The organism is Pseudomonas sp. E45-MNA-CIBAN-0222, from assembly GCF_040310405.1.
Taxonomy (GTDB): domain Bacteria; phylum Pseudomonadota; class Gammaproteobacteria; order Pseudomonadales; family Pseudomonadaceae; genus Stutzerimonas; species Stutzerimonas stutzeri_AC.
Genome location: NZ_JBEOPU010000009.1, coordinates 64,847 through 89,148 on the forward strand (window position 1 = coordinate 64,847; position 24,302 = coordinate 89,148).

General features: G+C 57.9%; 22 protein-coding genes and 2 tRNA genes. 14 read left to right on the forward strand and 10 right to left on the reverse strand.

The window, feature by feature from the left end:
* Positions 1 to 64: 64 nt before the first annotated feature.
* A tRNA-Val gene (locus AAEZ08_RS14655) sits at positions 65 to 141 on the reverse strand.
* A gap of 167 nt (positions 142 to 308) precedes the next feature.
* Between AAEZ08_RS14655 and AAEZ08_RS14660 the strand changes: the two genes are divergently transcribed.
* A complete protein-coding gene (locus tag AAEZ08_RS14660) occupies positions 309 to 1,592 on the forward strand; it encodes an NAD(P)/FAD-dependent oxidoreductase (RefSeq protein ID WP_500124614.1) in 1,284 nt (427 codons plus the stop codon).
* Between the two features lie 5 nt (positions 1,593 to 1,597).
* On the opposite strand, the gene AAEZ08_RS14665 is transcribed toward AAEZ08_RS14660, so the two are convergent.
* On the reverse strand, positions 1,598 to 2,551 hold the full coding sequence (locus AAEZ08_RS14665) for a PA2778 family cysteine peptidase (RefSeq protein WP_482696150.1): 954 nt from the start codon (positions 2,549 to 2,551) through the stop codon (positions 1,598 to 1,600).
* The gene (locus tag AAEZ08_RS14670; RefSeq protein ID WP_003282563.1) at positions 2,548 to 2,949 is read right to left on the reverse strand and encodes a PA2779 family protein; all 402 of its coding nucleotides are present in this window, start codon (positions 2,947 to 2,949) and stop codon (positions 2,548 to 2,550) included. Before AAEZ08_RS14670 ends, AAEZ08_RS14665 begins: the two co-directional genes overlap by 4 nt.
* Before the next feature lie 207 nt (positions 2,950 to 3,156).
* Here AAEZ08_RS14670 and AAEZ08_RS14675 point away from each other — a divergent pair, with 207 nt between their 5' ends.
* Positions 3,157 to 3,471, forward strand: a complete 315-nt coding sequence (locus AAEZ08_RS14675; protein ID WP_500124615.1) for an I78 family peptidase inhibitor — start codon at positions 3,157 to 3,159, stop codon at positions 3,469 to 3,471.
* Between the two features lie 89 nt (positions 3,472 to 3,560).
* Here the strand turns inward: AAEZ08_RS14675 and AAEZ08_RS14680 are convergent, their stop codons facing one another.
* Positions 3,561 to 4,589, reverse strand: a complete 1,029-nt coding sequence (locus AAEZ08_RS14680) for an acyltransferase family protein (protein ID WP_482696390.1) — start codon at positions 4,587 to 4,589, stop codon at positions 3,561 to 3,563.
* 219 nt (positions 4,590 to 4,808) lie between these two features.
* Here AAEZ08_RS14680 and mobA point away from each other — a divergent pair, with 219 nt between their 5' ends.
* The 3 genes from mobA (at position 4,809) to AAEZ08_RS14695 (ending at position 5,900) form a co-directional block, all read left to right on the forward strand.
* Positions 4,809 to 5,417: a molybdenum cofactor guanylyltransferase MobA gene (gene mobA, locus AAEZ08_RS14685; RefSeq protein WP_500124616.1), complete on the forward strand. Its 609-nt coding sequence runs from the start codon at positions 4,809 to 4,811 to the stop codon at positions 5,415 to 5,417.
* Positions 5,418 to 5,463: 46 nt separating this feature from the next.
* Positions 5,464 to 5,685, forward strand: a complete 222-nt coding sequence (locus tag AAEZ08_RS14690) for a YgdI/YgdR family lipoprotein (RefSeq protein WP_003282559.1) — start codon at positions 5,464 to 5,466, stop codon at positions 5,683 to 5,685.
* A gap of 138 nt (positions 5,686 to 5,823) precedes the next feature.
* Positions 5,824 to 5,900, forward strand: a tRNA-Pro gene (locus AAEZ08_RS14695).
* Positions 5,901 to 5,981: 81 nt separating this feature from the next.
* On the opposite strand, the gene AAEZ08_RS14700 is transcribed toward AAEZ08_RS14695, so the two are convergent.
* Positions 5,982 to 6,233 carry a glutaredoxin family protein gene (locus AAEZ08_RS14700; RefSeq protein WP_003280756.1) on the reverse strand — a complete coding sequence of 84 codons (252 nt, stop codon included), beginning with the start codon at positions 6,231 to 6,233 and terminating at the stop codon, positions 5,982 to 5,984.
* A 409-nt stretch (positions 6,234 to 6,642) separates the two neighbouring features.
* On the opposite strand from AAEZ08_RS14700, the gene AAEZ08_RS14705 reads away from it, so the two are divergent.
* The 6 genes from AAEZ08_RS14705 to AAEZ08_RS14730 all read left to right on the forward strand — a co-directional run bounded on the left by AAEZ08_RS14705 (position 6,643) and on the right by AAEZ08_RS14730 (position 11,868).
* The gene (locus tag AAEZ08_RS14705) at positions 6,643 to 7,935 is read left to right on the forward strand and encodes an OprD family porin (protein WP_102819626.1); all 1,293 of its coding nucleotides are present in this window, start codon (positions 6,643 to 6,645) and stop codon (positions 7,933 to 7,935) included.
* A gap of 225 nt (positions 7,936 to 8,160) precedes the next feature.
* A complete protein-coding gene (locus AAEZ08_RS14710) occupies positions 8,161 to 8,562 on the forward strand; it encodes an ElaB/YgaM/YqjD family protein (protein ID WP_003280752.1) in 402 nt (133 codons plus the stop codon).
* A 14-nt stretch (positions 8,563 to 8,576) separates the two neighbouring features.
* Positions 8,577 to 8,957 (forward strand): phage holin family protein, encoded by a 381-nt coding sequence (locus AAEZ08_RS14715; RefSeq protein WP_003280750.1) that lies wholly within the window; start codon positions 8,577 to 8,579, stop codon positions 8,955 to 8,957.
* Positions 8,954 to 9,268 (forward strand): hypothetical protein, encoded by a 315-nt coding sequence (locus AAEZ08_RS14720; RefSeq protein WP_036990951.1) that lies wholly within the window; start codon positions 8,954 to 8,956, stop codon positions 9,266 to 9,268. The genes AAEZ08_RS14715 and AAEZ08_RS14720 overlap by 4 nt, the downstream gene beginning before the upstream one ends.
* Before the next feature lie 172 nt (positions 9,269 to 9,440).
* Positions 9,441 to 10,772, forward strand: coding sequence for a deoxyguanosinetriphosphate triphosphohydrolase (locus AAEZ08_RS14725; RefSeq protein ID WP_003280747.1), 1,332 nt, complete (start codon positions 9,441 to 9,443; stop codon positions 10,770 to 10,772).
* Between the two features lie 4 nt (positions 10,773 to 10,776).
* Complete coding sequence (locus AAEZ08_RS14730) at positions 10,777 to 11,868, forward strand: FUSC family protein (protein ID WP_102819625.1); 1,092 nt, start codon at positions 10,777 to 10,779, stop codon at positions 11,866 to 11,868.
* On the opposite strand, the gene AAEZ08_RS14735 is transcribed toward AAEZ08_RS14730, so the two are convergent.
* Positions 11,852 to 12,196, reverse strand: coding sequence for a YggL family protein (locus AAEZ08_RS14735; RefSeq protein WP_003280744.1), 345 nt, complete (start codon positions 12,194 to 12,196; stop codon positions 11,852 to 11,854). The two genes, AAEZ08_RS14730 and AAEZ08_RS14735, sit on opposite strands and share 17 nt — an antisense overlap.
* 275 nt (positions 12,197 to 12,471) lie before the next feature.
* On the opposite strand from AAEZ08_RS14735, the gene dacB reads away from it, so the two are divergent.
* Positions 12,472 to 13,929: a D-alanyl-D-alanine carboxypeptidase/D-alanyl-D-alanine endopeptidase gene (gene dacB / locus AAEZ08_RS14740; RefSeq protein WP_500124617.1), complete on the forward strand. Its 1,458-nt coding sequence runs from the start codon at positions 12,472 to 12,474 to the stop codon at positions 13,927 to 13,929.
* 81 nt (positions 13,930 to 14,010) lie between these two features.
* Here the strand turns inward: dacB and rlmKL are convergent, their stop codons facing one another.
* Complete coding sequence (gene rlmKL, locus AAEZ08_RS14745) at positions 14,011 to 16,194, reverse strand: bifunctional 23S rRNA (guanine(2069)-N(7))-methyltransferase RlmK/23S rRNA (guanine(2445)-N(2))-methyltransferase RlmL (protein WP_500124618.1); 2,184 nt, start codon at positions 16,192 to 16,194, stop codon at positions 14,011 to 14,013.
* Between the two features lie 358 nt (positions 16,195 to 16,552).
* Here rlmKL and rmf point away from each other — a divergent pair, with 358 nt between their 5' ends.
* On the forward strand, positions 16,553 to 16,768 hold the full coding sequence (gene rmf / locus AAEZ08_RS14750; RefSeq protein WP_003280740.1) for a ribosome modulation factor: 216 nt from the start codon (positions 16,553 to 16,555) through the stop codon (positions 16,766 to 16,768).
* Positions 16,769 to 16,859: 91 nt separating this feature from the next.
* Here the strand turns inward: rmf and AAEZ08_RS14755 are convergent, their stop codons facing one another.
* Both AAEZ08_RS14755 and AAEZ08_RS14760 read right to left on the reverse strand, forming a co-directional pair.
* Complete coding sequence (locus AAEZ08_RS14755; protein WP_500124619.1) at positions 16,860 to 17,891, reverse strand: quinone-dependent dihydroorotate dehydrogenase; 1,032 nt, start codon at positions 17,889 to 17,891, stop codon at positions 16,860 to 16,862.
* A gap of 110 nt (positions 17,892 to 18,001) precedes the next feature.
* Complete coding sequence (locus AAEZ08_RS14760; RefSeq protein ID WP_003280737.1) at positions 18,002 to 18,223, reverse strand: DUF2835 domain-containing protein; 222 nt, start codon at positions 18,221 to 18,223, stop codon at positions 18,002 to 18,004.
* A 157-nt stretch (positions 18,224 to 18,380) separates the two neighbouring features.
* Between AAEZ08_RS14760 and AAEZ08_RS14765 the strand changes: the two genes are divergently transcribed.
* Positions 18,381 to 19,295 carry a DUF6685 family protein gene (locus AAEZ08_RS14765; protein ID WP_500124620.1) on the forward strand — a complete coding sequence of 305 codons (915 nt, stop codon included), beginning with the start codon at positions 18,381 to 18,383 and terminating at the stop codon, positions 19,293 to 19,295.
* 137 nt (positions 19,296 to 19,432) lie between these two features.
* Here AAEZ08_RS14765 and AAEZ08_RS14770 read toward each other — a convergent pair whose 3' ends face one another.
* Entirely contained in the window at positions 19,433 to 24,283 is a 4,851-nt protein-coding gene (locus tag AAEZ08_RS14770) for an NAD-glutamate dehydrogenase (RefSeq protein WP_500124621.1), read from the reverse strand.
* Positions 24,284 to 24,302 lie beyond the last annotated feature (19 nt).

A 24,302-nucleotide genomic window follows, 5' to 3' on the forward strand; every position in this document is an offset into this window, starting at 1 on the left:
GAAAGCAGAAGCACTGACAAGCAAGCCAAAAAAAAGGGCCGCTTGCGCGACCCTTTAATCGAATTGGTAGGCACAATTGGATTCGAACCAACGACCCCCACCATGTCAAGGTGGTGCTCTAACCAACTGAGCTATGTGCCTTCGATGGGGGCGCATTCTAAGGCCTCAAAAAAAATAGTCAAGCGCTTTTTTTGCTAACCCACTGATATTTAGAAATTTTGAAAAGCCACTCCCCTGCCACCTGACGCCTAGCGACTTACGCAGTTAAGCGCTAGCATGCGTAAAAAATTCAGAACAGAGAGCCCAGTATGCCGCACAAAGATCACCCTGCCTCGTACTACGCTGCCACGGCAAATTCAGCAAATGCTCGGCCAGAGCTGCAGGAAAACAAGCAGGTCGACGTGTGCATCATCGGCGCCGGATACACGGGATTATCCACCGCTCTTTTTCTGCTCGAACATGGTTTCAGCGTAGCCGTACTGGAGGCTGCAAGGGTTGGCTTTGGCGCCTCAGGCCGCAATGGTGGGCAAATTGTCAATAGCTACAGCCGCGATCTGGACAGCATCGAGCGCAGCGTTAGCGACTCTGCCGCCAAGCTGATTGGAGAGATGGCGTTCGAAGGCGGCCAAATTATCCGCGACCGAGTCGCTCGCTACGGCATCGAGTGCGATCTGAAGGATGGGGGGGTATTCGCCGCATTCAACCCAAAACAGATGCGCCACCTTGAAGACCAAAAGGCGTTATGGGAGCGCTATGGCTACCAGCATCTGGAGCTACTCGATAACCAACATATAAAACAGGTTGTAGCGTGCGACCGCTATGTGGGAGGCATGCTCGATAAGCAAGGCGGTCATATACATCCGCTGAATCTGGCACTCGGCGAAGCGGCGGCCGTAGAGTCTCTGGGTGGAGCCATCCACGAGAACTCTCCTGCCGTACGCATCGAGCGAGGCAATGAGGCGCTGGTGCACACACCTAAAGGGGCGGTTCGCGCGAAGTTCGTAGTGGTGGCAGGCAACGCTTACCTGGGCAACCTGATTCCAGAGCTTGCAGCCAAATCCATGCCCTGTGGAACTCAAGTTATAGCCACCGAACCGCTCGACGAAGCGCTCGCCAAAAGCCTGCTACCCCAGGACTACTGTGTCGAAGACTGCAATTACCTGCTCGATTATTATCGGCTGTCAGCCGACAAGCGCCTCATCTATGGAGGTGGCGTCGTTTACGGGGCGAGGGATCCAGCGGATGTCGAATCCATTATCCGGCCGAAGATGCTGAAAACCTTCCCTCAACTGGAAAACGTGAAGATCAACTACGCGTGGACCGGAAATTTCCTGCTGACGCTATCGCGATTGCCACAGGTTGGGCGCCTGGATAACAACATTTACTACTCGCAAGGCTGCAGTGGCCACGGCGTAACCTATACCCATATCGCCGGCAAGATAATCGCCGAAGCACTAAGTAGCCAGGCAGCGCGATTTGACGCTTTTGCCAGCCTGCCCCACTACCCATTTCCCGGCGGTCAGCGTTTTCAAATTCCACTCAGTGCGCTCGGCGCGATGTATTACACACTGCGCGACAGACTTGGCTTCTAACCGCATCAGGGCAAAGAGCAGGACGGGGGCGGCTGGCATTGGGCCGCCGACTTTCCGGCCTGGACGGGCAGCGTCGCCTTGAACCGATCATCCTCGGGCGCCAGACGTGTGGCGCACTCACGCGCCAGCCGAGCGCCAGACTCGCACCCCTGCTCCGCCATCACCTGGGATAGATTGAACCAACCGATGGCAAAGCGCGGATCGCGACGGACACTAGAGCGCAACGACTGTTCAGCCCCCGCTCTATCCCCAGACGCATACTGACTGTTCGCCAACGCGAATAGCGTCAATGCGGAATTCCACCGCTCAGATGCGGCCTCGTAGGCCATTCGAGCCGCACGGTTCTGCCCCACCTCCTCCAGGTCGCTAGCACTGCGCAGCCAGACCGTTTCTTGCGCACCACGAGGGATTTGGTCTGGGTGGAGTGTCACTACCGCCCAGCGGTCACCCTTAGCCCAAGATCGCTCGAACTCACGAAAGCCCCCAACCCAACGCTCCGTCGTGCCGGAGCGAAGAACGATATTTTGTTCCGCAAGGTCATAGCCCACCACAACGGCGAAATGCCATTGGGGCCAGCGGTCGAAGGCAAGGTTCTGCAGGACTAAGACCGGGTTACCTGCCGCAACTTCAGCAAGCACATCCGTCAGCCGGCCCCGCAAGGGATAAACGAGGAGCCCGCTTGAGCGAGCAGCCGCAACCATCTCCACCTGCAGACTGCCTTTTCGCTGAGGGATATATACCTGCTCTACCAGCGCATCCGGAGTTGCGGGAATGCCCCGCTGCGAGAGCATGGTCGCCAACGCTGCAGGGCCGCACTGATAATCTTCCTGCGGATAGAACGGCACATCAACCAACTCGACCCGCACCGGAAGTTGTGCATCGTCGACGAGCGTGACCGTCGTACGAGCACAACCCCCGATCAAGCCGATCAGCAGCAGTATGACAAACCGCTGAATCAACGGTTAATGCAGTTGACGAAGTTGAAGATGTTGGTGGCGCACAGCATGTCAGTGATGATGAAGATCACCAGAAACAAAACGATCACACCCACCACACCAGCTCCAGCAGGCGCCTGATCGAGCTGCTGATTGAACTGGGCAAGTTCTGCCGTCGTCAGGCTGTTGATTCGCTTCTCCACCTGATCACGCTCAACACCCATCGACTCGAGCTTCTTTTGAACATCCTGATCGTCCAGCATAGTCAGTAGTTGCTGACGATCAACCTGTTGCTGCTGCTCTGCAACGACTTCCGGGGTGCCAATCATTGCCGCCTGCGCCATAGGAATCTGCGCCACAAGCAAGAGATGCAAAGCAGCCAGAATTGTCGCGATACGCTTGAGTAGTGGGGAAGTGAACATAGCGGAAACTCCTGGATTATTGTCAGCAAAGGATTGCAAAGCGCCATCAGGCAATAAGACGAGTTGATGCCGCTTCGGTTCCCCGATCTTCGCTGCTTTTTTGACGCTGCCTCACAGGTCATTAGCTGCCTTTGAATCGCCCCTATCGGCCCGCTCGCAACTTTGATAATAGTTGGCCTTACCGAAATGGCGAACAAAGGAGATCTCGTGAAAAGAATCAACAAGTTTATTCCGGCGGCACTGGCTGTGGCCGCAGCGCTCATGGCGGGTTGCCAATTCAGTACGACGGCAACCCCGAACACCGCTGGTCAGCCGTCAGCAAGATGTGACTCCAAAGCGGTGACGCATCTGGTTGGACAGATCGCGACCCCCGAATTGTTGGACCAAGCAAAGGATCAGGCAGGAGCGAGAACCGCTCGAATTCTTCGCCCCGACGACATCGTAACCCTTGAGTACAATTCGCAACGGCTGAACATCAACACCGACTCAGCCATGAAAATCGAACGAATCAACTGCGGCTGACGATCTCGCCCTGGGCCGTCCACGGCACGCCCGCCCCGGCTCAGCATGGATAGCTTGCTGGGCCGGCGGCTGAAGCATCTATTAGGCTATTACGTCAGCGCCTTTCCCGTATGGAAACGGGACGCCGCGATGCGCTTAGGCGGCGTAAGCAGGAAATGCAGCCGATAGCGGTTGATCACCACCTGGGCGACCAGTGGCGCAGCAATACCAATCAGCGTGCCAATAATCAGGTGCGCTGTAATGGAGTCAATGCCAAAGAATTTGCTGAGCACCACTCGCACGCCGCTGCCGGCAAGAATGTGCATCAGGTATATGGTCATCGAAGAAGCACCGATGAACAAAAACCAGTCGACTCGAAACTGTCCGAGCCACATTGACAAAGCAACCATGAAAAAGATGGATAGAGTGGCCAGCGCAAGCATGGGCAGCCCTCCATCTGTGTAGTTCATGCCGAATGTCACGTGAAACAGGTACTGCCCGGCCACGAACAACGCACCGAAGAACAAGGTCAACTGAGTGTGTCGTGCGAGGAAGAACGCTTTAACTTCGTTAAACCAAACACCCAGAGCGAAAAACACAGTATTGCCCAGAATGAAGCGTGTCATATTGTTTATGGTCAGCTCCTGCTGAAATACAAACAGCACGCCGAATAGCACCACGAATGGCAGGAAATATCGGCGATCAGCTCTCGCGTAGAGGAACGTACAAACCACAAATACTAGGAAAAGAGCGTAGAGGAACCAGAACTGCGCTCTAGGCATCCAGAGCAGCGAGAAAACTTCTGATAATGTGACCTGTCCATTCGTGTAGTTGGATAGCCCAACCTCGAACAAGCCCTGCAATAGAGACCACACAATAAATGGATAGACGATCGTATCCACCTTGGTGATGATCAGGCCGCCCCTGCCTCTCTTTTGCAGCGAGTCAAAAAAGAAGAGACCCGACAGGAAAAAGAACAGTGGCATGTGGAAGCTATAAATGATGCTATCCACAAGCACGAAGCTCGCCTCATCCATGGGGAGCCCTGCATTGAAAACGCCGCGCGCGACATGTCCATAGACAACGAGAATAATCCCGATCGCCTTGGCATAATCAACCCAAACATTTCTCTCCTGCATTGCGTTCTTCTCCTTGTGTCGGCCGATAAGCAGGCTGCATCCGCTGAGTCCTTGGAAAAGCGGATGGAGGAGATAGACAATGAATTTCGCCATTGGTTTAGCGAGCGGACTGCCGAACATGTCAGCCCCGAGTACACATCGGCAACTGGGTAGATGGCCGCATCGGTTGTCGATACGCAGGTGCCGGTGTTATATCGGAGTCTTTGCGCGAGCCATAACATGTTTGATTCAGAGCTACCCTCCTGCTCTATCTTGCTGCTTGCAGGCGGGCGAGGCCAGCGCATGGGCGGCCAAGACAAAGGGCTGATCGAATGGCAAGGGCGTCCGCTGATCGCCTGGCTACACGACGTTGTCCGCCCTCTGACCGACGAGTTGCTGCTGTCCTGCAACCGAAACAAAACGTCTTATGCTGCCTATGCAGACCGGCTGCTCAGCGACGAGAATGCCGGATATCCAGGCCCCCTAGCCGGTGTGCGCGCCGGCCTCACTGCAGCACGCAACCGCTGGATGATGGTACTTCCATGCGACACCCCACTGATCGACCAAGCACTACTGCACTCCCTGTATGCAGCCGCCACCCAGGCGCCCGAACAACCTGTGATGCTTCGCCACGGTGAGCAATGGGAGCCACTCTTCAGCATCATTCCCACCAGCCTATTGAGTCAGGTAGATGAGCGCTGGCTTGCCGGGGAACGCAGCCCTAAGCACCTACTTCTTCAACTGGGGGCCCATGAACTGCGGATTGCAGACGATGACAGGCGCCTGATCAACCTGAATACTCCGGATCTGCTTGCAATAGCCGGTACACATGCGGGAACTTCGTACTAGCACGCTTCGTCCCATGAGCATCAATACCCGCAGAAGGAACAGCGTCATGCGTCAACATACTATTCCCGCCCTCTTTCTCGCCTTAGGCTTCGGCATCCTCGCAGGCTGCGCCAATCCCAGCGTAATCACCCTCAACGATGGCAGGGAAATTCAGACCCTGGATCAGCCTGATTACGACGAAGACTCTGGCTTTTACGAGTATGAACAGATTGATGGCAAGCCTGGCAAAGTAAACAAGGACCAGGTGCGAACCGTTAGAGAGCTTTAAAACGGCAACCTACGCGCTACCGCCAAGGTAGCGCGCGGAGGGGCTGCTGACCGCCTTTTTTGGCGACAACCTTTGCTAAAAAAAACCCGCCTAACGCCTTGTGTAGCAAAACTATTTCTGTAGAATGCGCGCCATCTTCGGAGCGTAGCGCAGCTTGGTAGCGCGTCTCGTTCGGGACGAGAAGGTCGCTGGTTCGAATCCAGTCGCTCCGACCATATCCCGCAGTTCAGCCTGATGTTTAGCTGAACTTAAAAAACCGGCTTTTAGCCGGTTTTTTTTTGCGCGCGATTAATGCGCTATTGCGTTGCACACTGTAAGAAGCTGACCACTTGACCAGCCTCAAAGGGCCAGTCCAGTTCCGCGCCGGTATCCACGCGACGGAGCACAGGGATACGTAAACCGTAAACCTCCACCCACTCCACGTTCTCCGCAATATCAATCAGCTCAACCATCAGGCCATACTCGACTAGAGGCATCAGCACCTCTTCCGCCTGTTCGCAAAGATGGCAGCCCAAGGTCCCGAAAAGTTGGCATTCCGGCAACGACATTTGATGCTCTCGAATTTTGGTCAAGAAGATTCTAGCAAGGCCTTCGCAACACGCCATTGATTGCGACCACCGCTTTCCCAGATAACCGCCAAAAAATGTGAATCCGCCCCCACTCATTAGGCTATTGTGCGAACGCCATTCGACTCCGCCCCAGCAAAACGCTAGGATGCTGCGACCCGCGGCAGCGCAGATTGCCCGGCCACACCCTTTAGTCTTTAACCGCCAAGCTTAGCAACGTATTAACTGAACGTAGCTGATGCCGAATAATTGGCCGGCTGCGACCGTCTAGCACGTTGACTTGCGGGACTTGGCGACTAAAGTCTAAAGGTTGAAAAACCTCTGTAATGTTTTATTGCATGGCGCCGTAAAGAGCGACTTCAGAGCATCATCCAACGAGGAGAAATAAGAAATGCTCAAGACCCCCATCGCCCGGGGCGTGGCCCTCGCCACTCTGGGAGCAACACTGGCTATCCCAACCATGGCCCAAGCCGCCTTCATCGAAGACACCAAGGCTGGTCTGGAACTGCGTAACTTCTATTTCAACCGCGATTACCGAAACGATGGCGGTAACACCGCAAGCACCGCTAGCGGCCAATCCAAATCAGAAGCTTGGGCTCAAGGCTTCCTGCTTCGCGTTGAATCAGGGTATACCGAAGGTACGGTCGGCTTTGGCCTCGACGCACTAGGCCTCCTCGGCGTTAAGCTGGACGGTGGCGCTGGTCGTACTGGCAGCGGCCTGATGCCAGACAACTATGATAGCCAAACCCCAGATGATTGGTCTGAAGTCGGTTTCGCTGCCAAGGCGAAAGTATCCGACACGGTGCTGAAAGTTGGCACACTACAGTTCAAAAACCCAGCGATTGGCACCAGTGACAGCCGTCTGCTTCCGCAAACAATGCAGGGTGCCCAAATTGTCTCCAAAGAGATCAAAGGGCTGACGCTGGATGCCGGCTATGCGAACCGCATCAACCATCGTGACTCTACCAACAACCAGGTAATGGCGCTGAACACCGGCGGCCGCCGGGGTATCAGCATTGAGGGTGGCGCAGCAAACAATCAGTCCGATGACTTCCGCTTCCTCGGCGGTAGCTATCAAGTATCCAAGGACCTGACTGCCACTTACTACTACAGTAATCTGGAAGATCTCTATAAGCAGCATACGTACAATCTTGTACACGTACTGCCTATTGGAGACGGTCAGTCTCTGAAGACCGACCTGCGCTATTCGCGCTCCAAGGACGATGGCAGCAGCAACGTCGATAACAAAGCATTCGGCGCCATGGTGACTTACTCCCTGAGCGGCCACGCTTTTGGCCTCGGCTACCAAAAGATGAGCGGTGATACCGGCTTCGCATACGTCGGCGGGGCCACTGATCCGTTCCTGGTCAACTATGTTCAGATCAATGACTTCGCTAACGCCGATGAGAAATCTTGGCAGGCGCGCTACGACTTCAACTTTGCTTCCATCGGTATCCCCGGTCTGACTTTCATGACCCGGTATATCACTGGCGACAATTTCGAACGCTCTAATGGCACCGAAGGCAAAGAGTGGGAGCGTGACATGGACATCGGCTACACCTTCCAGGAAGGTGCACTGAAGAACCTGAACGTCAAGTGGCGTAACGCTACCGCCCGTAACAACTACGGCAACGACATCGACGAAAACCGTCTGATCGTTAGCTACACCATTCCGCTGATGTAATAGCGGCTGCCGCACTTAGTGTAGTAGAAAGAAAACCCGCTTCGGCGGGTTTTCTTCTGTCATGACGGATCTGAACCTCACAGTCGCTATAACGACCTATCCGAAGTGCAACCGTTTATGTGCTTCACTCCGCGCCAACGAAACGGGGAACCTTGCGACAAAGCCACGCTCGAAACTTTAGGCAACGGACCTTTCGTCCCTGCGAGATTCAAGAAGGAGCTGCGAATGTCTACCGAGTCCACTTTTGGCACCAGCGATAACACCCCTATCCCAGAGGGGCCTGCTGGCAGCACCCGCCCGCTGATTGACACCTCTGCCCATCGCCGCAATCTCCAGGCAGCGCAGAACGCGCTCATTGAGGAGTTTCATACCCTCATCGGTGATACCGAGCGACTGCTCAAGCACACGCAGGAAACTGCGGGTGGCCAAACTGAAGAACTGCGCGGCAAGATTAACGCCAACATTGCCAAGGCCCGCGAGATGCTCAAAGAACGGGAGAGCTCGATGCGCGATCAGGGCCAAGCTGCCATTCAGTGCACAGAAGAATACGTGCATACCCACCCTTGGCAGTCGATTGGCATCGCTGCCGGCGTCGGTTTTCTGCTTGGCCTGATTTCACGTCGCTGATGGGAGAGCCACCAATGGAAGCGAAGCCCGGCGCCGAGGCCCCCAAGCCATCGCTGAAGAAGCTGGGCGGCGCATTCGTCGGTCTGCTACAAGGCCACCTTGAGCTGGTTGGCATTGAGGTCCAAGAAGAGAAAGCACGTACTTTTCGACTGTTTCTCCTCGCAGGTATCAGCCTCATTTTAGGGCTATTGATTCTGGTTGGACTTTCGGCAGCGATCGTCATTGCCTTCTGGGAAACTCATCGGATGACTGCGATCCTTGGGCTATGCGCCGCTTATGCAGTGGTGATGATCATTTGCGTAAGCCGCGCAGTTTCGCTGGCTAAGCAATGCACCGCACCGTTTCAGGCAACCCTGGAAGAACTGGAGCGTAACCGGGAGCGATTACTGCCATGAGCCGACCGTTGAGCACGTCCAATGAACTGAGCATGCGCAAGGATCTTGTGAGACTGCGTATGGAAATGCATCGCCAACAGATGCTCTACCATGCGCAACCCCTGTCTCATCCCTTGCAGCATGTTAGAAGCCTAATGAGCTCGCACCGGCCATCTTCCGAGCCCTCTTCAGGGAAGGGCCCAATGATGATTGCGACGACAGTGCTGCTAGCACTGTTCGGCCGTCGGATGGGCAAGATCGGGAAATTGGCTCGGATCGCTCTGACTCTTTATCCGCTGATCAAAGGCCAGCAAAGACTTCGCGGAAAATAGCGCCACACCCGCACGAAGCAAGAAACTCAGCAAGCCTCCAGCCGTACAGGCCGGAGGTTTGTTGTGCGTGTTAGACATACGCTTTTGCTCCCAAGCGTGACAGTACCCATTGGGAGCAAGACGGTTATGATAGCTTTGCCCCAGCCCGATAATGGCAATACGGAGATAGTCCTTGGACTGGCACACACTGCTGACTCGCGAACGACTTGGTAAATCTGCTCATAGCAGCGAAGAGCTCGGACGTAGCCCGTTTCATAAGGATCACGACCGCATTATCTTTTCCGGTGCTTTTCGGCGTCTCGGGCGCAAAACGCAAGTTCATCCGGTATCGAGCAACGACCATATCCATACACGCCTAACCCATTCCCTCGAAGTCAGCTGCGTAGGCCGATCATTGGGCATGCGTGTCGGCGAAGTGCTGCGTGGAGATCTGCCAGAATGGTGCAGTCCAGCGGATCTCGGCATGGTCGTCCAATCCGCATGTCTGGCTCACGATATTGGTAACCCACCCTTCGGCCACTCCGGGGAAGACGCCATTCGCTGCTGGTTCCAGCAAGCGGCCGGCCGCGGATGGCTTGACGATATGAGCGATGCGCAACGCGCGGACTTCCTGAATTTCGAAGGCAACGCTCAGGGTTTTCGCGTACTGACGCAACTGGAGTACCACCAGTTCGACGGCGGAACCCGCCTCACCTATGCCACGCTAGGCACCTACCTCAAGTACCCATGGACTTCCCGACACGCCGAGGCGCTGGGTTACAAAAAGCACAAGTTCGGCTGCTACCAGAACGAGCAGCAATTGCTTGAGCAGATCGCTCAGAAGCTCAATCTGCCCAAGGTGGCAGATCAACGCTGGGCACGCCATCCGCTCGTCTACCTGATGGAAGCGGCGGATGACATTTGCTACGGGCTGATCGATCTCGAGGATGGCCTCGAGATGGAGTTGCTCGACTATTCGGAAGTAGAAGCACTGCTACTCGCGCTTGTCGGCGATGACATCCCCGAAACCTATCGCCAGCTAGGCCCTAACGATTCAAGACGGCGCAAGTTGGCCATTCTGCGCGGCAAGGCCATTGAGCATCTGACGAACGCAGCCGCGGCTGCATTCGTCGAGCAGCAATACAGCTTGCTACGAGGAGAACTACAGGGCGATCTCGTCGAGCACATGCACGGGCCCGCCAAAGAATGTGTGCTACAAGCGAAAGCAATGGCCCGGCAGAAGATCTTCCAGGACAAGCGTAAGACGCTGCACGAAATCGGTGCCTACACGACGCTGGAGATATTACTGAACGCCTTCTGCGGCGCCGCACTGGAGAGGCATCGCGGTGGCACACCTTCATTCAAGAACCAGCGGATCCTCGACCTTCTGGGTCGCAGTGCACCCTCACCAGAGCTGCCGCTCTATCAGTCGTTTCTGCGCATGATCGACTTCATCGCTGGCATGACTGACAGCTATGCGACGGAGATGGCGGGCGAGATGACCGGCCGCTCCAGCCCGGTCTGACAGCATGAAGCGCCTGCTGCGAGAAAGCATCCATTGGCATCCCGGACGCCCCGCCTGGGGCGCATCCATGGTCGCAGGTTTCGGTTGCGCCCTGCCATTATTGCTGGGTCTATTCAGCGGCCACCCAGGCTTCCTCTGGGCTACAGTGGGTGCATTCCAGGCGGCAAAGGCTAACCCCCTCCACCGCTTCGGCATGCTACGCATGCTGCTGCTCATCGCATTGGGTGCTGGCAGTGCAGGACTGGGTTTCTGGTCGGCAACCCATCCGCTGATCAGCCTCGGGCTGTTCGCATTCTATGGGCTACTGCTAGCCTGGCTGCAGCGTTACGGCAGCGAAGCGGGAAAGCTTGGTATCGGCCTTGCCATCTGCCTGTGTCTCGGCCAGGGACAACATGGCATAGGCGATTTCAACAACCCTTATGCGATTGCGATGCTGTTCGCTCTCGGGGGCCTTTGGGTGACGTTACTGGCGTTCGGTATGCGTGGGATGCATGGCTTGCGCATGTGGCCGTACATGCCCCGGCTTATGAGCATCCTGCGGGTGTTAAGGCGACATGCCAGACGCACACCTATCCGGCAATGGCGGGTACATGCGTTGACCTACATGCTGGCTGGGGCGCTGGGTGGCGTGATCGTCAATATGGCCCAACTGCCGAGAGGCTATTGGCTAACCCTGGCAGTATTCACCACGCTGCAGATGGATCTAGAGCGCAGCTTTGTGCGGGCACTGCAGGCAGGCCTGGGGATACTGGCTGCGGCCGCCATTCTGATCTACATCGGCCATGGTCTGGCCGACCCGCCGCTGATGGTGATGATCCTGCTGCCGCTTGTGGTACTGGGCAGGGCATTTCAGGCAAATCACTACGGCCTGTTCGTACTGCAGACCACCCTGCTCTTCCTGCTGCTGGCAGAGACCCTGGCTCAGGATTGGAACCTGCCACAGATACGCCTCATAAATGCCGCCATTGGCGTGAGCGTGGCACTATTGATCGCAACGTTGATGCACTTGCTTCATAGATTGCTGGCCAGGCGATCACTCAGGAAAGCCCAGCCGGCAGCAGCGAAATCAGACGAGAAAACTACCCCTCAGTCCTGATCGGATTTTCCGGATACCAAACGTCCATCAGCGGACTGACGCTGTACTCAGCCAGTTCGCTGCGACCTTTAAGCCAGGCGTCCACTGTCGCACGCTGCTCTTCGCTGACCGACCCCCGACGACCCAGGCAAACAAAGCCATAGTCTTCCCCGCCGATATAACCGAGTTCATTGGCCTCCATCGCTTCGCCAATGAATGCTTCGAGGAAGTCATCCACAGCCTTGCTTTCGATCCCTTCGCGATAGGTGAGATTGATCTCGAAGCCCAGTTCCTGGAACTCATCGACACAGAGTTTCTTGCGCAGACGACGCGAACGATTTGTAGCCATTGAATCGATCCTTTTTACTTGATGACGGCGCGCACTCTAACAGCAACCCTTAGCTAAGGCGATGATCGGCGGAAACTAACCGTGCCGTCGCGGTAGCCCTTGTACATCTATTTTTTGCAGTAACCTGGATGTCACAGCTACGCTTATCGGATAGAGGCACAGCGCCTCTACAGCCCGGGCATAATGGCCCGCATTCGTTCCCTTGGAGTAGTGGGAAATCGCATGCAAAATCGTATTGCCAGTCACTCCCCGTGCCTGCCCAGAGGCGCTCGTCCATGAACCGGATTTTTCGCGGCATCAGCCTCTTCGCGCTCGTTTTACCAATGGCCCTTCCACTGCACGCAGCCGGCGTTAATCAAACGCTGCCAGCCCGCGTCGAGCAGGCGCTGAAGGCCAATAAAATCAACAGTGATGCACTCTCGGTGGTGATGTTGCCACTCACCGGCGACGGCGTGCCGACCTTCATCAATGCGGATGTGTCGGTCAATCCTGCGTCAACCATGAAGCTGATCACCACTTTTGCGGCACTTGATCTGCTCGGGCCTAACCATCAATGGAAGACCGAGTTCTATGCCGACGGTCCTTTGGTGGACGGTACGCTCAACGGCAACCTTTACCTGAAAGGCGGCGGCGATCCAAAGCTGAACATGGAGAAGCTCTGGTTGCTGCTACGTGATCTACGCGCCAATGGAGTGAATAAGGTCACCGGTGACCTGGTACTGGACCGCAGCCACTTCGTCCAGCCCAACCTGCCGATATTCGATGATGACGGAGGTGATCAGAACAAACCGTTTCTGGTCGGCCCGGACTCGCTCCTGGTTAACCTCAAGGCGCTGCGCTTCATCGTCCGCAACGATGGCGGCAAGGTTAATATCGCGGTCGAACCCCCCATTGCCAGCGTGCGCATCGACAACCGCGTGCAAGCGCTGCCTGCAGCCAAATGCCCCGGCTGGCCCGAGGTGCTCTATAACCCGGTTCCAGATGGTGATGGTGTCACTGTGGTGGTTACGGGCAAACTCGCCGACGGCTGCAGCGCCCAGACCTACCTGGCACTGCTGGATCATGAACGCTATGCCGCAGGTGCCGTTCGCGCCATTTGGGGTGAACTCGGCGGCAGCATCCTGGGCCGTGACCGCGTCGCCACAGTACCCAGCAAAGCGCGCCTGCTGGCCAGAGCCTATTCTCCGGACCTGACAGAGATCATTAGGGACGTAAACAAGTACAGCAACAACACCATGGCCAAGCAGCTGTTTCTGAGCCTTGGTGCGGAGTTCCGTAACGAGGCGGATGGTGATGACGCCAAGGCGGCGCAACGGGTCATCCGCCAGTGGCTGGCGAAGAAGGGGCTCATTTCCCCGCACCTGGTGATCGAGAACGGCTCGGGGCTCTCGCGTGCTGAACGCGTCAGCGCGCGAGAATTTGGCAGCTTGCTGCAGGCCGCCTGGCGCAGCCCTTACTCTGCCGAGTTCATCTCGTCGATGCCGCTGGCGGCTGTGGACGGCACCATGCGCAAGCGCCTACGCAATACCCCGGTGGCCGGAAAGGCGCACATCAAGACGGGGACGTTGAACAATGTCCGGGCGATTGCAGGCTACAGTCGGGACGGGGACGGGAACGTCTGGGCTGTGGTCGCCATCCTGAATCACCCCCGCCCCTGGGGTGCCTCGTCGATCCTCGACCAGGTACTGGTCAGCTTGTACAACCAGCGCAGCGAGAGCACCGCGCAGCGCTGAAACTGCGCACAAGGCAGGCCGCTGGCCTGCCTTGATCGCTAAGCGGCATTCGCAAATGCCTGGACGCGGCTATAGTAGGTATTACCGCGCCTGCAATTTCCAGGCGCGGTGAATCCGCGGATTACGACGGAAATCCTCATCCAGTGTTGCGGCAGTGATTTCTTCAACGGCGTAACGCTCGCTCAAGCTTGCATTGAGCTCGAATTTGCGGAAGTTGTTGGAGAAATACAACGTCCCGCCCGCCGCCAGCCGTGCCATGGCAAGATCGAGCAGAGCCAGGTGATCACGCTGCACGTCGAAAACGCCCTCCATGCGCTTGGAGTTAGAGAATGTCGGCGGGTCGATAAAGATCAGATCATATTCACCACGATCCTCTTCCAGCCACGCCATTACATCACCCTGCTCCAACCGCTGACGGTCTGAAAGCCCGTTGAGCGAGAGGTTACGGCGAGCCCAGTCTAGATAGGTTCTCGACAGATCAACGCTCGTAGTACTGCGCGCCCCGCCTTTAGCAGCGTGCACCGTAGCCGTCGCGGTATAGCAGAAGAGGTTGAGGAAGCGCTTGCCGCCCGCTTCCTTCTGGATGCGCAGGCGGAGTGGGCGATGATCAAGGAACAGCCCGGTATCCAGGTAATCAGTAAGGTTTACCAGCAGCTTGACGCCGCCCTCAGCCACCTCAAGGAACGCGCCCTGAGAGGCCTGACGTTCGTACTGACGCGTACCCGTCTGGCGTTCACGGCGCTTGACCACGACTTTTTCGCGCGGAATGCCTAATGCCTGGGGAATGGCGGCCAAGGCATCAAGCAGGCGTACCTGAGCCTTTTCCGGGTCAATAGAACGCGGTGGCGCATATTCCTGCACATGCACCCAATCGCGGTACAGGTCGATCGCCAACGCATACTCCGGCATGTCCGCGTCATACAGGCGATAACACTCGATGCCCTCTCGGCGCGCCCACTTGCCTAGCTGACGCAGATTTTTCTGCAGACGGTTGGCGAACATCTGACCGCCTTCACTGAGACGCGCCTGCTCAACCGGTGCCTGCGGAGCATCTTCCTCACTCGCAGCGATGGTGGTGCGCTGGCCGGTCACGAACTGATCCAGTTCGACCTTGATCAGCAGCAGCTTGCACGGCAGCGCGCCGTTCCAGAACGCGTACTGCTTGTGACTGCGGATGCCCATGCGCTTGCCGAGATCTGGAGCACCCGTAAAAACAGCCGCCTCCCAACCCAGGCAGGCCTGGCGGAGGCGTTCGCCCAGGTTCTGATAGAGATAGAGGAGGCTCGCCTCGTCGCCAAGCCGCTCGCCATAAGGCGGATTACAGATGACCAAACCCTTCTGATTCTGGTCCGGGCGCGGCTCGAAGTCACCTACGTCGCCCTGGTAGACCTTGATCCAGCTCTCCAGCCCAGCACGCTCGATGTTATTGCGCGCCGGCTGAATCAGGCGTGGGTCAGCTTCGTAACCACGAATCCACAACGGTGGCTTGGCCAGCCCGACCTCCGCCCGCGCCAGTGCTTCGGCATGCAAACGGGTCCACAATGCCGGAACGTGCCCTAGCCAAGCAGTGAAACCCCAACGCTCGCGTTTGAGGTTCGGCGCGATGTCTGCCGCCATCATCGCCCCCTCGACCAGAAAGGTGCCGACACCACACATGGGGTCTGTCAGCGCGCCCCCAGCAGCGGCAATACGTGGCCAACCGGCACGGATAAGGATCGCAGCAGCAAGGTTCTCCTTGAGCGGCGCTGCACCCTGCTGCAGTCGATAGCCACGCTGGTGCAGGCTGTGCCCGGATAGGTCGAGCGAAAGCACCGCTTGCCCCTTGTCGAGGCGCAGATGCACACGCAGATCAGGGTCGAGCTTGTCGATGCTGGGACGCTCGCCAGACGCGGTGCGCAGTCGGTCGACGATTGCATCCTTCACCTTCAGCGCACCGAAATGAGTGTTGTCGATGCCGGAGCCACGACCACTGAACTCCACGGCCAGGCTGCCCTGCGGCTGCAGGTGTTCCGCCCAGTCGACAGCATGGACGCCTTGATAAAGCGTCTCGGCATCAGTCGTTGGAAAGCGACTGATCACCAAAAGCACACGATTGGCCAGGCGCGACCATAGGCACAATCGGTAGGCCACTTCCAACGCAGCAAAACCGCGGATGGCTGAAGTCTGCTCGCGCCCTTCTTCCAGCCCAAGTGCGGTGGCTTCTTCGAGCAAAAGGCCTTCGAGTCCCTTGGGGCAGGTGAGGATCAGTTCATGGCGATCGGTCATGGTGTTTCCATAAAAAGGTGCGTCGGACCGTCACGACCCTTTCGTCGGAACAAGCCCAGCAAAGAAAATAAAAGAAAGAAACGAAACAACCTCAAGACAGCGGCGCAAGCAGCTTAGCTAAGAGCTTTACACGTAGCGCCCTAAACGGCTTATGGGTAGAACCATAGATTCGTTACCTACTTATGACAAAACGATCATTCCAGCCTCTAGGCCATTGGGTTAGAACTTACCTCAGGCCGGCGTCGCAATGACGTCGGCGAAGCGCGCCACGCCGGCAGCGTGCTTCATTGGCAGTCTATCTGCCCGGTCTCGCCATGAGGCCACAGGAACACCAGTCAACCACTGAGGGCAATACCCAATGAGAAGACTCAAGCGTGATCCGATGGAACGAGCATTTCTGCGCGGTTATCAACATGGCATACATGGCAAATCTCGCGACCTCTGTCCTTTTTCGCATCCCAATGTTCGCCAAGCCTGGATAAACGGCTGGCGGGAGGGTCGCGGCGACAACTGGGATGGTCTGACCGGCACGGCCGGTCTGCATAGACTCAACGAACTTCACGCGGTCGGCTGATTCACCGATCCATCCGACTTGATACAGCACGCCCTATCCGGGCGGCGGGCTAGAAGCCCAGGGGCTCCAACCGGAGCCCCTTCCGGCATCATCAGCGCGCTTGTGAACGCAACGCCGCGATCGCGTCCACCGCCTCGCGGATCAATGCCGGTCCCTTGTAGATAAAGCCCGAATACAGCTGAACCAGGCTGGCACCCGCCTCGATTTTCTCTGCCGCATGACGACCCTCGGTAATCCCGCCTACCGCAATGATCGGTAGCCGCCCGCCGAGTGTCTGCGCCAGCACTCTGACCGTGTGAGTGCTTTTTTCCCGTACGGGTGCACCCGACAAGCCACCGGCTTCATCGGCATATGCCAGGCCGGCAACCCCTTCACGACCGAGCGTAGTGTTGGTGGCGATGATCGCATCCATCCCCGCCTGAAAAACCGCCTCGCCTACCAATGCAGTTTCCTCGTCGGTCATGTCCGGAGCGATCTTGATGGCCAGCGGCACACGCTTGCCATGCATGATCTCAAGATCCTCGCGGCGCAGGCGCAGCGCGTCGAGCAGCTTCTTGAGCGAATCGCCAAACTGCAGGCTGCGCAGGCCCGGCGTATTTGGCGAACTGACGTTCACCGTGACATAGCTGGCGTGGTGATAGACCTTATCCAGACAGAGCAGATAGTCCTCATCGGCTCGTTCCACGGGAGTATCGAAGTTCTTGCCAATGTTGATACCGAGCACGCCTTTGAATCTGGCGGCCTCAACCCGCGCCAGCAGCGCATCTACACCATGGTTATTGAAACCCATGCGATTGATGATCGCCTCAGCCTCAGGCAGACGAAATATCCGTGGCTTGGGGTTGCCTGGCTGCGGGCGCGGCGTCACGGTTCCCACTTCGATGAAACCGAAGCCCAGCTGCGACATTCCGCGAATGGCCTCACCGTTCTTGTCCAGTCCTGCTGCCAGGCCGACCGGATTGGGGAAATCAAGTCCCATCACTCGTACAGGCAACGCTGCCGGCGATTTGCCCAGCATTGAGTTGAGCCCGAGACGGCCACCTGCGCCAATCAGCTCAAGGGAAAGTTCATGGGAAGTTTCCGGAGATAACTTGAACAAAAGCTGGCGGGCCAGGTTATACATACGCAGCCTAAAGTCTCGGTAAATGTGGACGCGGAGTATAGCAGCCCGAGGCAAGTTCAGCGGTGGCCAGCATTACGAAATGCCGCGCGACAGTCAGGCTGGGACTACGACTACTTAAGCCGAAGCAGGCGTACCAGATGGCCCTGCCCATCAAATTCGAGTTCGAAGGAACCAAATACGCCTTCGTGTGTCAAAAACGGGCGCAAATGATGTGCAGGAAGGCTGACTCGCGTCCCGTCGCGGCTACGAATCAGGACTCGATTCGCATGGCCCTGGTACACCGCTTTCATTCGTTCGGCGGGCAGCGCGATATCCAGCACCAGATTTGGCATGGAGGCTCCTCATGATCTTTTCAGCGATATTGCCACATCGGCACCCGATGATTGGGCAGACCTGCTACGCAGGATCGAGCCACGGGTGGTGCAAAGCCCGTGCGCAAATGCTACGGGTCTGCCACACTTCGGCCGTAGCCCTGAGAGCTCAAGCATCATGATGAGCCTGCCCGAGCCCATGCCTTTACTGACATCCCAAATCGCCAGACTTGCGCAACGCCTCGGGCTGCGTTCCAAGGCTTCGCTTCCCGTTCAGGACCGAGCTAGCAGCTTACAGCTGCCTTTCACTCGAATGCCCGAGCCTGAACCAAGCATCTTCTGGAATGACGGCCCCTGTCTGCAGCGCTTGCTTGAACTCCCACGCGGTGCACTGTCCGGCCCCGTACAGGAAGACAAAGCGCGCGCGCATGCAGCGCTGACTCGCCTGATTACCAAGGATTGCGTCCGGACACAGCTTGACCTACGGCAGATCGACGGCTTTGGTGGTCAATGTAAGGATGCGCTGAGCTATCCAACTTTCGAAGCGTTCGCCACCACCTCGGCCTGCCGACAGGTGCGCATCATCAGCTACAAGGATTTTCTGCGGACGCTCGGCACCGCCCTGCCCGGTTTCGACAAAGGCTTGCCGATTGACGTACGCCAGGCAAGCTGGCTCGGCGAGCGCCTTTACTGGGCTGGCGAATACCACCTCGAAGCCTTTGCCTGCGCTGTAGCCTATGCAAGGCTTCGCGGCCTGGAAGTGATGCTGCCAGCGGACGTAACCGACTACCGGCTCGACCGTGGGGGCATTCATGCGCTGGACGCGGAATATCACGCCGTGACCATGCCAGCTCAGGCTTGGAGCGATCGTGAATTCATGGCCCTGCTTCTCGACAGCCAGGTCCCCTACGCTCGCTTGACGCTGCTGCGCGACGCCAGCAACTCGGAGCTGCTGTTGCTGGAAAAGCGCGATCCCACAGCCAATGCTATAGGCGAGGGTTTGAAGCTGGCTGGAGCGCCGGATTTGATCCGCTATCTGCGTGATCTGCCGCAAATCACTCGCTTCAAGGTCGGGCTACCGGCGCAAGACTAAACCTCCGACACTTAATACCGTTAACTCAGACCTACAACGCAAAAACAGCGCACCGTCCTGAGGGACGGTGCGCTGTCTGATCGCCTGAGGCCTGACCTTCTACGGACAAATCGTCCGCAGAAGGAATCTCACGGCCGTCAGCCATGCCCTACCGACTGCGCCAGCCCTTGCAGCTCGCGACTGGCGACTGCATAGATGGCGTAGTCGTTGCCGCTGGCAGCGCGCAGCTCGGCCAGCATCGAGCGCCAGCGCTCCAGCAGTACTGGTCGCTGAGACAACCAGGCGTCGACCCGCTCGCTGATCGCCTCCGGACCGTTCTCCATCTGCAGCACCGATACCGTGATGCTGCGCTGCTGTGAGTCGAGGTCGTCGCGGAAGCTTTCGCGCGCCAGGGCCTGCCAGTTGTTGGCCACGGGCAGATTGGTCAACAGATGCAGATACCAGGGAAGCTCCAGCGCGCCACCGACGGCAAAGTAGGTTGCCGCCACCTGCGCAGGCACCTGGCCGGTTTCGTCAGCGGCCTCGAGAATCGGCAACAGTGTGTACAGATGGCTGGTTCCGGCCACCATGCGCGCCAGCAGCTCCGGCACCCCGGCTTCGGTATAACGCTGATAGCGCTCCTGCCAACGGTCACGGGTCGAGCCCTGAAGCAGCTCATCAAGCTTCAGACCGAGGGCAGCTACCCGCGGGCCAAAATGCGCGACGTCGCGTGCGGCATCCAACTCGCTACGACGATTGCGCAGGAACCAGCGCGTCGCGCGGCGGCCCAAGCGCATAAGCTCATCCATCAGGGCCAGTTGCAGCTCGGCGGGCACCTTATGATCCAGCGCCTCGATCTGCCGGAACCAATGAGGCAGGTGGAAGATGTCGCGCACGATGACATAGGCGCCGGCGACATTCGCCGCACTCATGCCGGTTGCCTCGTTCAAGCGCTGGACGAAGGTGATCCCCATGTTGTTGACCAGATCATTGGCGATCTGGGTGGCAACGATTTCGCGCTTGAGGCGGTGCTGGAGCATCGCTTCGTGAAAACGCTCAGCAAGTTGCTGGGGGAAGGCGCTGTCCATTTCCCGAGTTAGGTAAGCGTCGTCCGGCACACGCGAATCCAGCAGCGCTTTCTTGAGCTCGATCTTGCTGTAGGAAATCAGTACCGACAGTTCCGGCCGGGTCAGCCCTTTGCCGATAGTCGCGCGCTCAGCCAGGGCTTCATCGGTTGGCAGGAATTCGAGCGCCCGATCGAGCTGCCCCGCTGCCTCCAGTGCATTGATCAACCGAACATATTCGGCGGCCCGCTCACGCGAACGATGCTGCGCCTGAGAAAGCGCCTGGGTCTGCTTGTAGTTGTTCTGCAGCACCAGCTCGGCCACCGCGTCGGTCATTTCGAACAGCAGTTGATCGCGCTGCTTGGCGGTCATGTCACCGGCACTGACAACCTCGTTGAGCAGGATCTTGATGTTCACTTCATGATCCGAGCAATCGACGCCGCCGGCATTATCGATGAAGTCGGTATTGCTCGAGCCACCATGCAGCGCGTACTCGACGCGTCCCAGCTGGGTCATGCCGAGGTTGCCGCCCTCGCCCACTACCTTGGCGCGCAGGTCGGCGCCATTTACCCGCACCGCATCGTTGGCCTTGTCGCCGACTTCGGCGTGGCTTTCGCCGCTGCTCTTCACATAGGTACCGATACCGCCGTTCCACAACAGGTCCACCGGTGCCTTGAGCAGCGCATGGATCAGTTCAGCCGGCGTCAGCTGATCCGCCTCAATGGCGAAGCGCTCTTTCATCTGTGGCGTAATCGCAACCCGCTTGGCCGAGCGCGGGAAGATGCCACCGCCTTCGGAGATCAGCGAGGCGTCGTAATCCGTCCACGACGAGCGCGGCAGGTCGAACAGGCGCTTGCGCTCGATGAAACTGCGCGCAGGGTCGGGATTGGGATCGATGAAGATATGCAGATGGTTGAACGCCGCTACCAGCTGCAGGGTTTCGGACATCAGCAGACCGTTGCCGAACACGTCACCGGCCATGTCGCCGATACCGATGACACTGATCACATCGGTCTGCACGTTGATGCCGCGCTCACGGAAGTGACGCTGCACGGATACCCAGGCGCCGCGCGCGGTGATGCCCATCTTCTTGTGGTCGTAGCCTGCTGAACCGCCCGAGGCAAAGGCATCGCCGAGCCAGAAGTCGTATTCGGCGGCGATGCCGTTGGCGATGTCCGAAAAGCTCGCGGTGCCCTTGTCCGCAGCGACCACCAGGTAGGGATCATCGCCGTCATAGCGCAGCACGTTGGCCGGCGGAACGACCTGACCTTCGTGCAGGTTGTCGGTAATGTCGAGCAGGCCACTGATGAAGATGCGATAGCAGGCGATCGCTTCGCCCTGAATATCATCCCGCGTACCGCTGGTAGGCAGACGACGCGGTACAAAGCCGCCTTTCGCGCCGCCGGGAACGATCACCGCATTCTTCACTTGCTGCGCCTTGACCAGGCCGAGTACTTCGGTGCGGTAGTCCTCTTCGCGATCAGACCAGCGCAATCCGCCGCGGGCCACTTTGCCACCGCGCAGGTGCACACCTTCGACCCGTGGCGAATAGACGAAGATCTCGTACATCGGCGCGGGCCGTGGCATCTCCGGGATCGAGCGCGGATCGAGCTTGAAGCTGAAATACTGTTTGGGTTTACCGTTGGCATCCGGCTGATAGAAGTTGGTACGCAGGGTCGCCTGAATCAGCGCCAGATAGCGCCGTAGAATCCGGTCTTCGTTGAGCACCGCCACATCATCCAGGGCAGTGAGAATCGCCTGCTCCAGCCGTTGTTGCTTGTCGGCCAGATCCTCGTCACCGAGCTTGCGCGCGAGGTAAAAGCGCATCTTGAATAGCCGCACCAGCTCACGGGCGATGTCCGTGTGGTTGAGCAGCGCGCTGGCAATGTAGCCAAGGTCGAAGCCCATGCGGATCTGTTTGAGATAGCGCGCATAGGCGCGTAGCAGGGCCACTTCACGCCAGGCCAGCCCCGCGGTCAGCACCAGCCGGTTGAATCCGTCGTTCTCGGCATGGCCTCCATAGATATGGATGAACGCATCCTGCAGCGCTTCGTTGATCTCGAGCAGGTCGATTTCCAGACCTTCGGCATAGGTAAAGGCAAAATCGTGTATCCAGTACTCGCGGCCGTTTCTGTCGCGCAGCCGGAACGGAAACTCGCCGAGCACCCGTAGCCCCAGGTTCTCCATGATCGGCAGGATGTCCGACAGCGGCAGCGGCGTATTCAGGTGATAGAGCTTGCAGTGCAGGCGGTTCTCTTCAGCCGTGATCGGCTGATAGAAGCTCATCACCAGCGGACGTTCCTCGCTGAGGTCGAGCACATGCTGCATGTCGACAGTGGCCGATTGCGGCGAGAAGCGCTCGCGATAACCGGCTGGGAAGCCTTTCGGGAACTCGCCAAGCAAATGTGTGCCCTTGGCCTCGCCAAAACGCTCGACCACCAAACTCAGGTAATCGTCCTGCCAGGTGCGGCAGGCCTGCAGCACTTCCTGCTCCAGACGCGCCGTATCGACCTGCAACGCCCTGTTGGGATCAAGGCGCAGGATGAACTGCACTCGCGTCAGCACCGATTCGGAGAAGTAGGTGGAAAACTCGCAATCACTGGCCTCGAGGCGCTCCTGCAGAACCTGCTGGATCTTCAGCCGTGTCTCGGTGGAATAGCTGTCACGCGGCACGTACACCAGGCAGTAACAGAAACGTCGATAGGGGTCGAAACGCAGGAACAACCGCAGTCGATTGCGCTCCTGGATCTGCACGATGGCGATGGCATTTTCGAACAACTCGTCAATCGGCGCCTGGAACAGCTCGTCACGCGGCAGCACTTCGAGGACCTGCACCAACTCCTTGGCCAAGTGCGCTGAGCTGCCGAAATTGGCGCGCTGCACGACCGTCTCGACCTTGCGGCGAATGAACGGAATACGCCGCACGCTTTGGGTGTAGACAGACGAAGTGAACAAACCGAGGAAGCGGCACTCGCGAACCACCCGCCCCTCGTCATCGAATTCACGCACCGAGACGAAGTCCGGGTAAGCCGGACGATGCACGCGGCTGGGCATGGCCGCCTTGGCAAAGGACAACAGCAAAGGCTCGCGCAGGTAGCTGACCGACTGGCCGGTAAGCGATTGCTCTTCTTCGGAGAGTCCGGTGCGCATGGTGCGCGACAGGCCCAGCAGCGAGCTTTCGTCATAGACGATACGCCCACCGTCGGCCTGCTCCTGCACGGAGAATTCCTCGTAACCGAGGAAGGTGAAGTGGTCGTCTGCCAACCAGCGCATGAAGTCACGGATCTCGTCCAGCTCATCGCCATCGATGCGCAGATTGACCTGCTCCAGCCGTCCTTGCAGCTCAACTGCTTTACCTTTCATGGCGGCGAAATCGCCCACCACCTGCCGCACATCAGCCAGCACACCCAGCAAAGACTGTTCGAGTTCGCGCAACGCCGATGGGCTGGCGCAGCGGTCGATTTCTACGAAGATCAATGATTCTGCGTGACTGTCAGAGGCACGCTGATCCTTCGGTAACAGCTCGAGCAGGGTGCCGTCGGCGGCGCGGCGAACCTGCAGCACGCTGGTCTGCAGGGTGTGGATGCTGTAGCCACGACGGGTCAGCTCCATACGCACCGAGTCGACAAGAAACGGCATGTCCGGGTGCAACACCTCGACCACGCTGTGGGTCGACTGCCAGCCATGCTTCTCGAAATCGGGGTTGAACACCTGCACTTCAGGTGTGGCGGGGTCGAAGCGCTCGAGCAGGCGCCAGCTGGCCAGCGTCGAACCGACCAGATCGCTCATGCGCCGCTCGGTGAGCTCGGGCAGCGCGACGATGCCGAAGAACTGTTCGGCAAACAGGCTCAGTTGCGGCAGGATTTTCGTGTCTACGTGTTGCGCTAATGCTGTCTGCAGTTGCTGCTGAAAGTCGGCTTTGCTGGCCGCTGAAAAGAACGCCATGTATGGCTCCGCTTGGCTT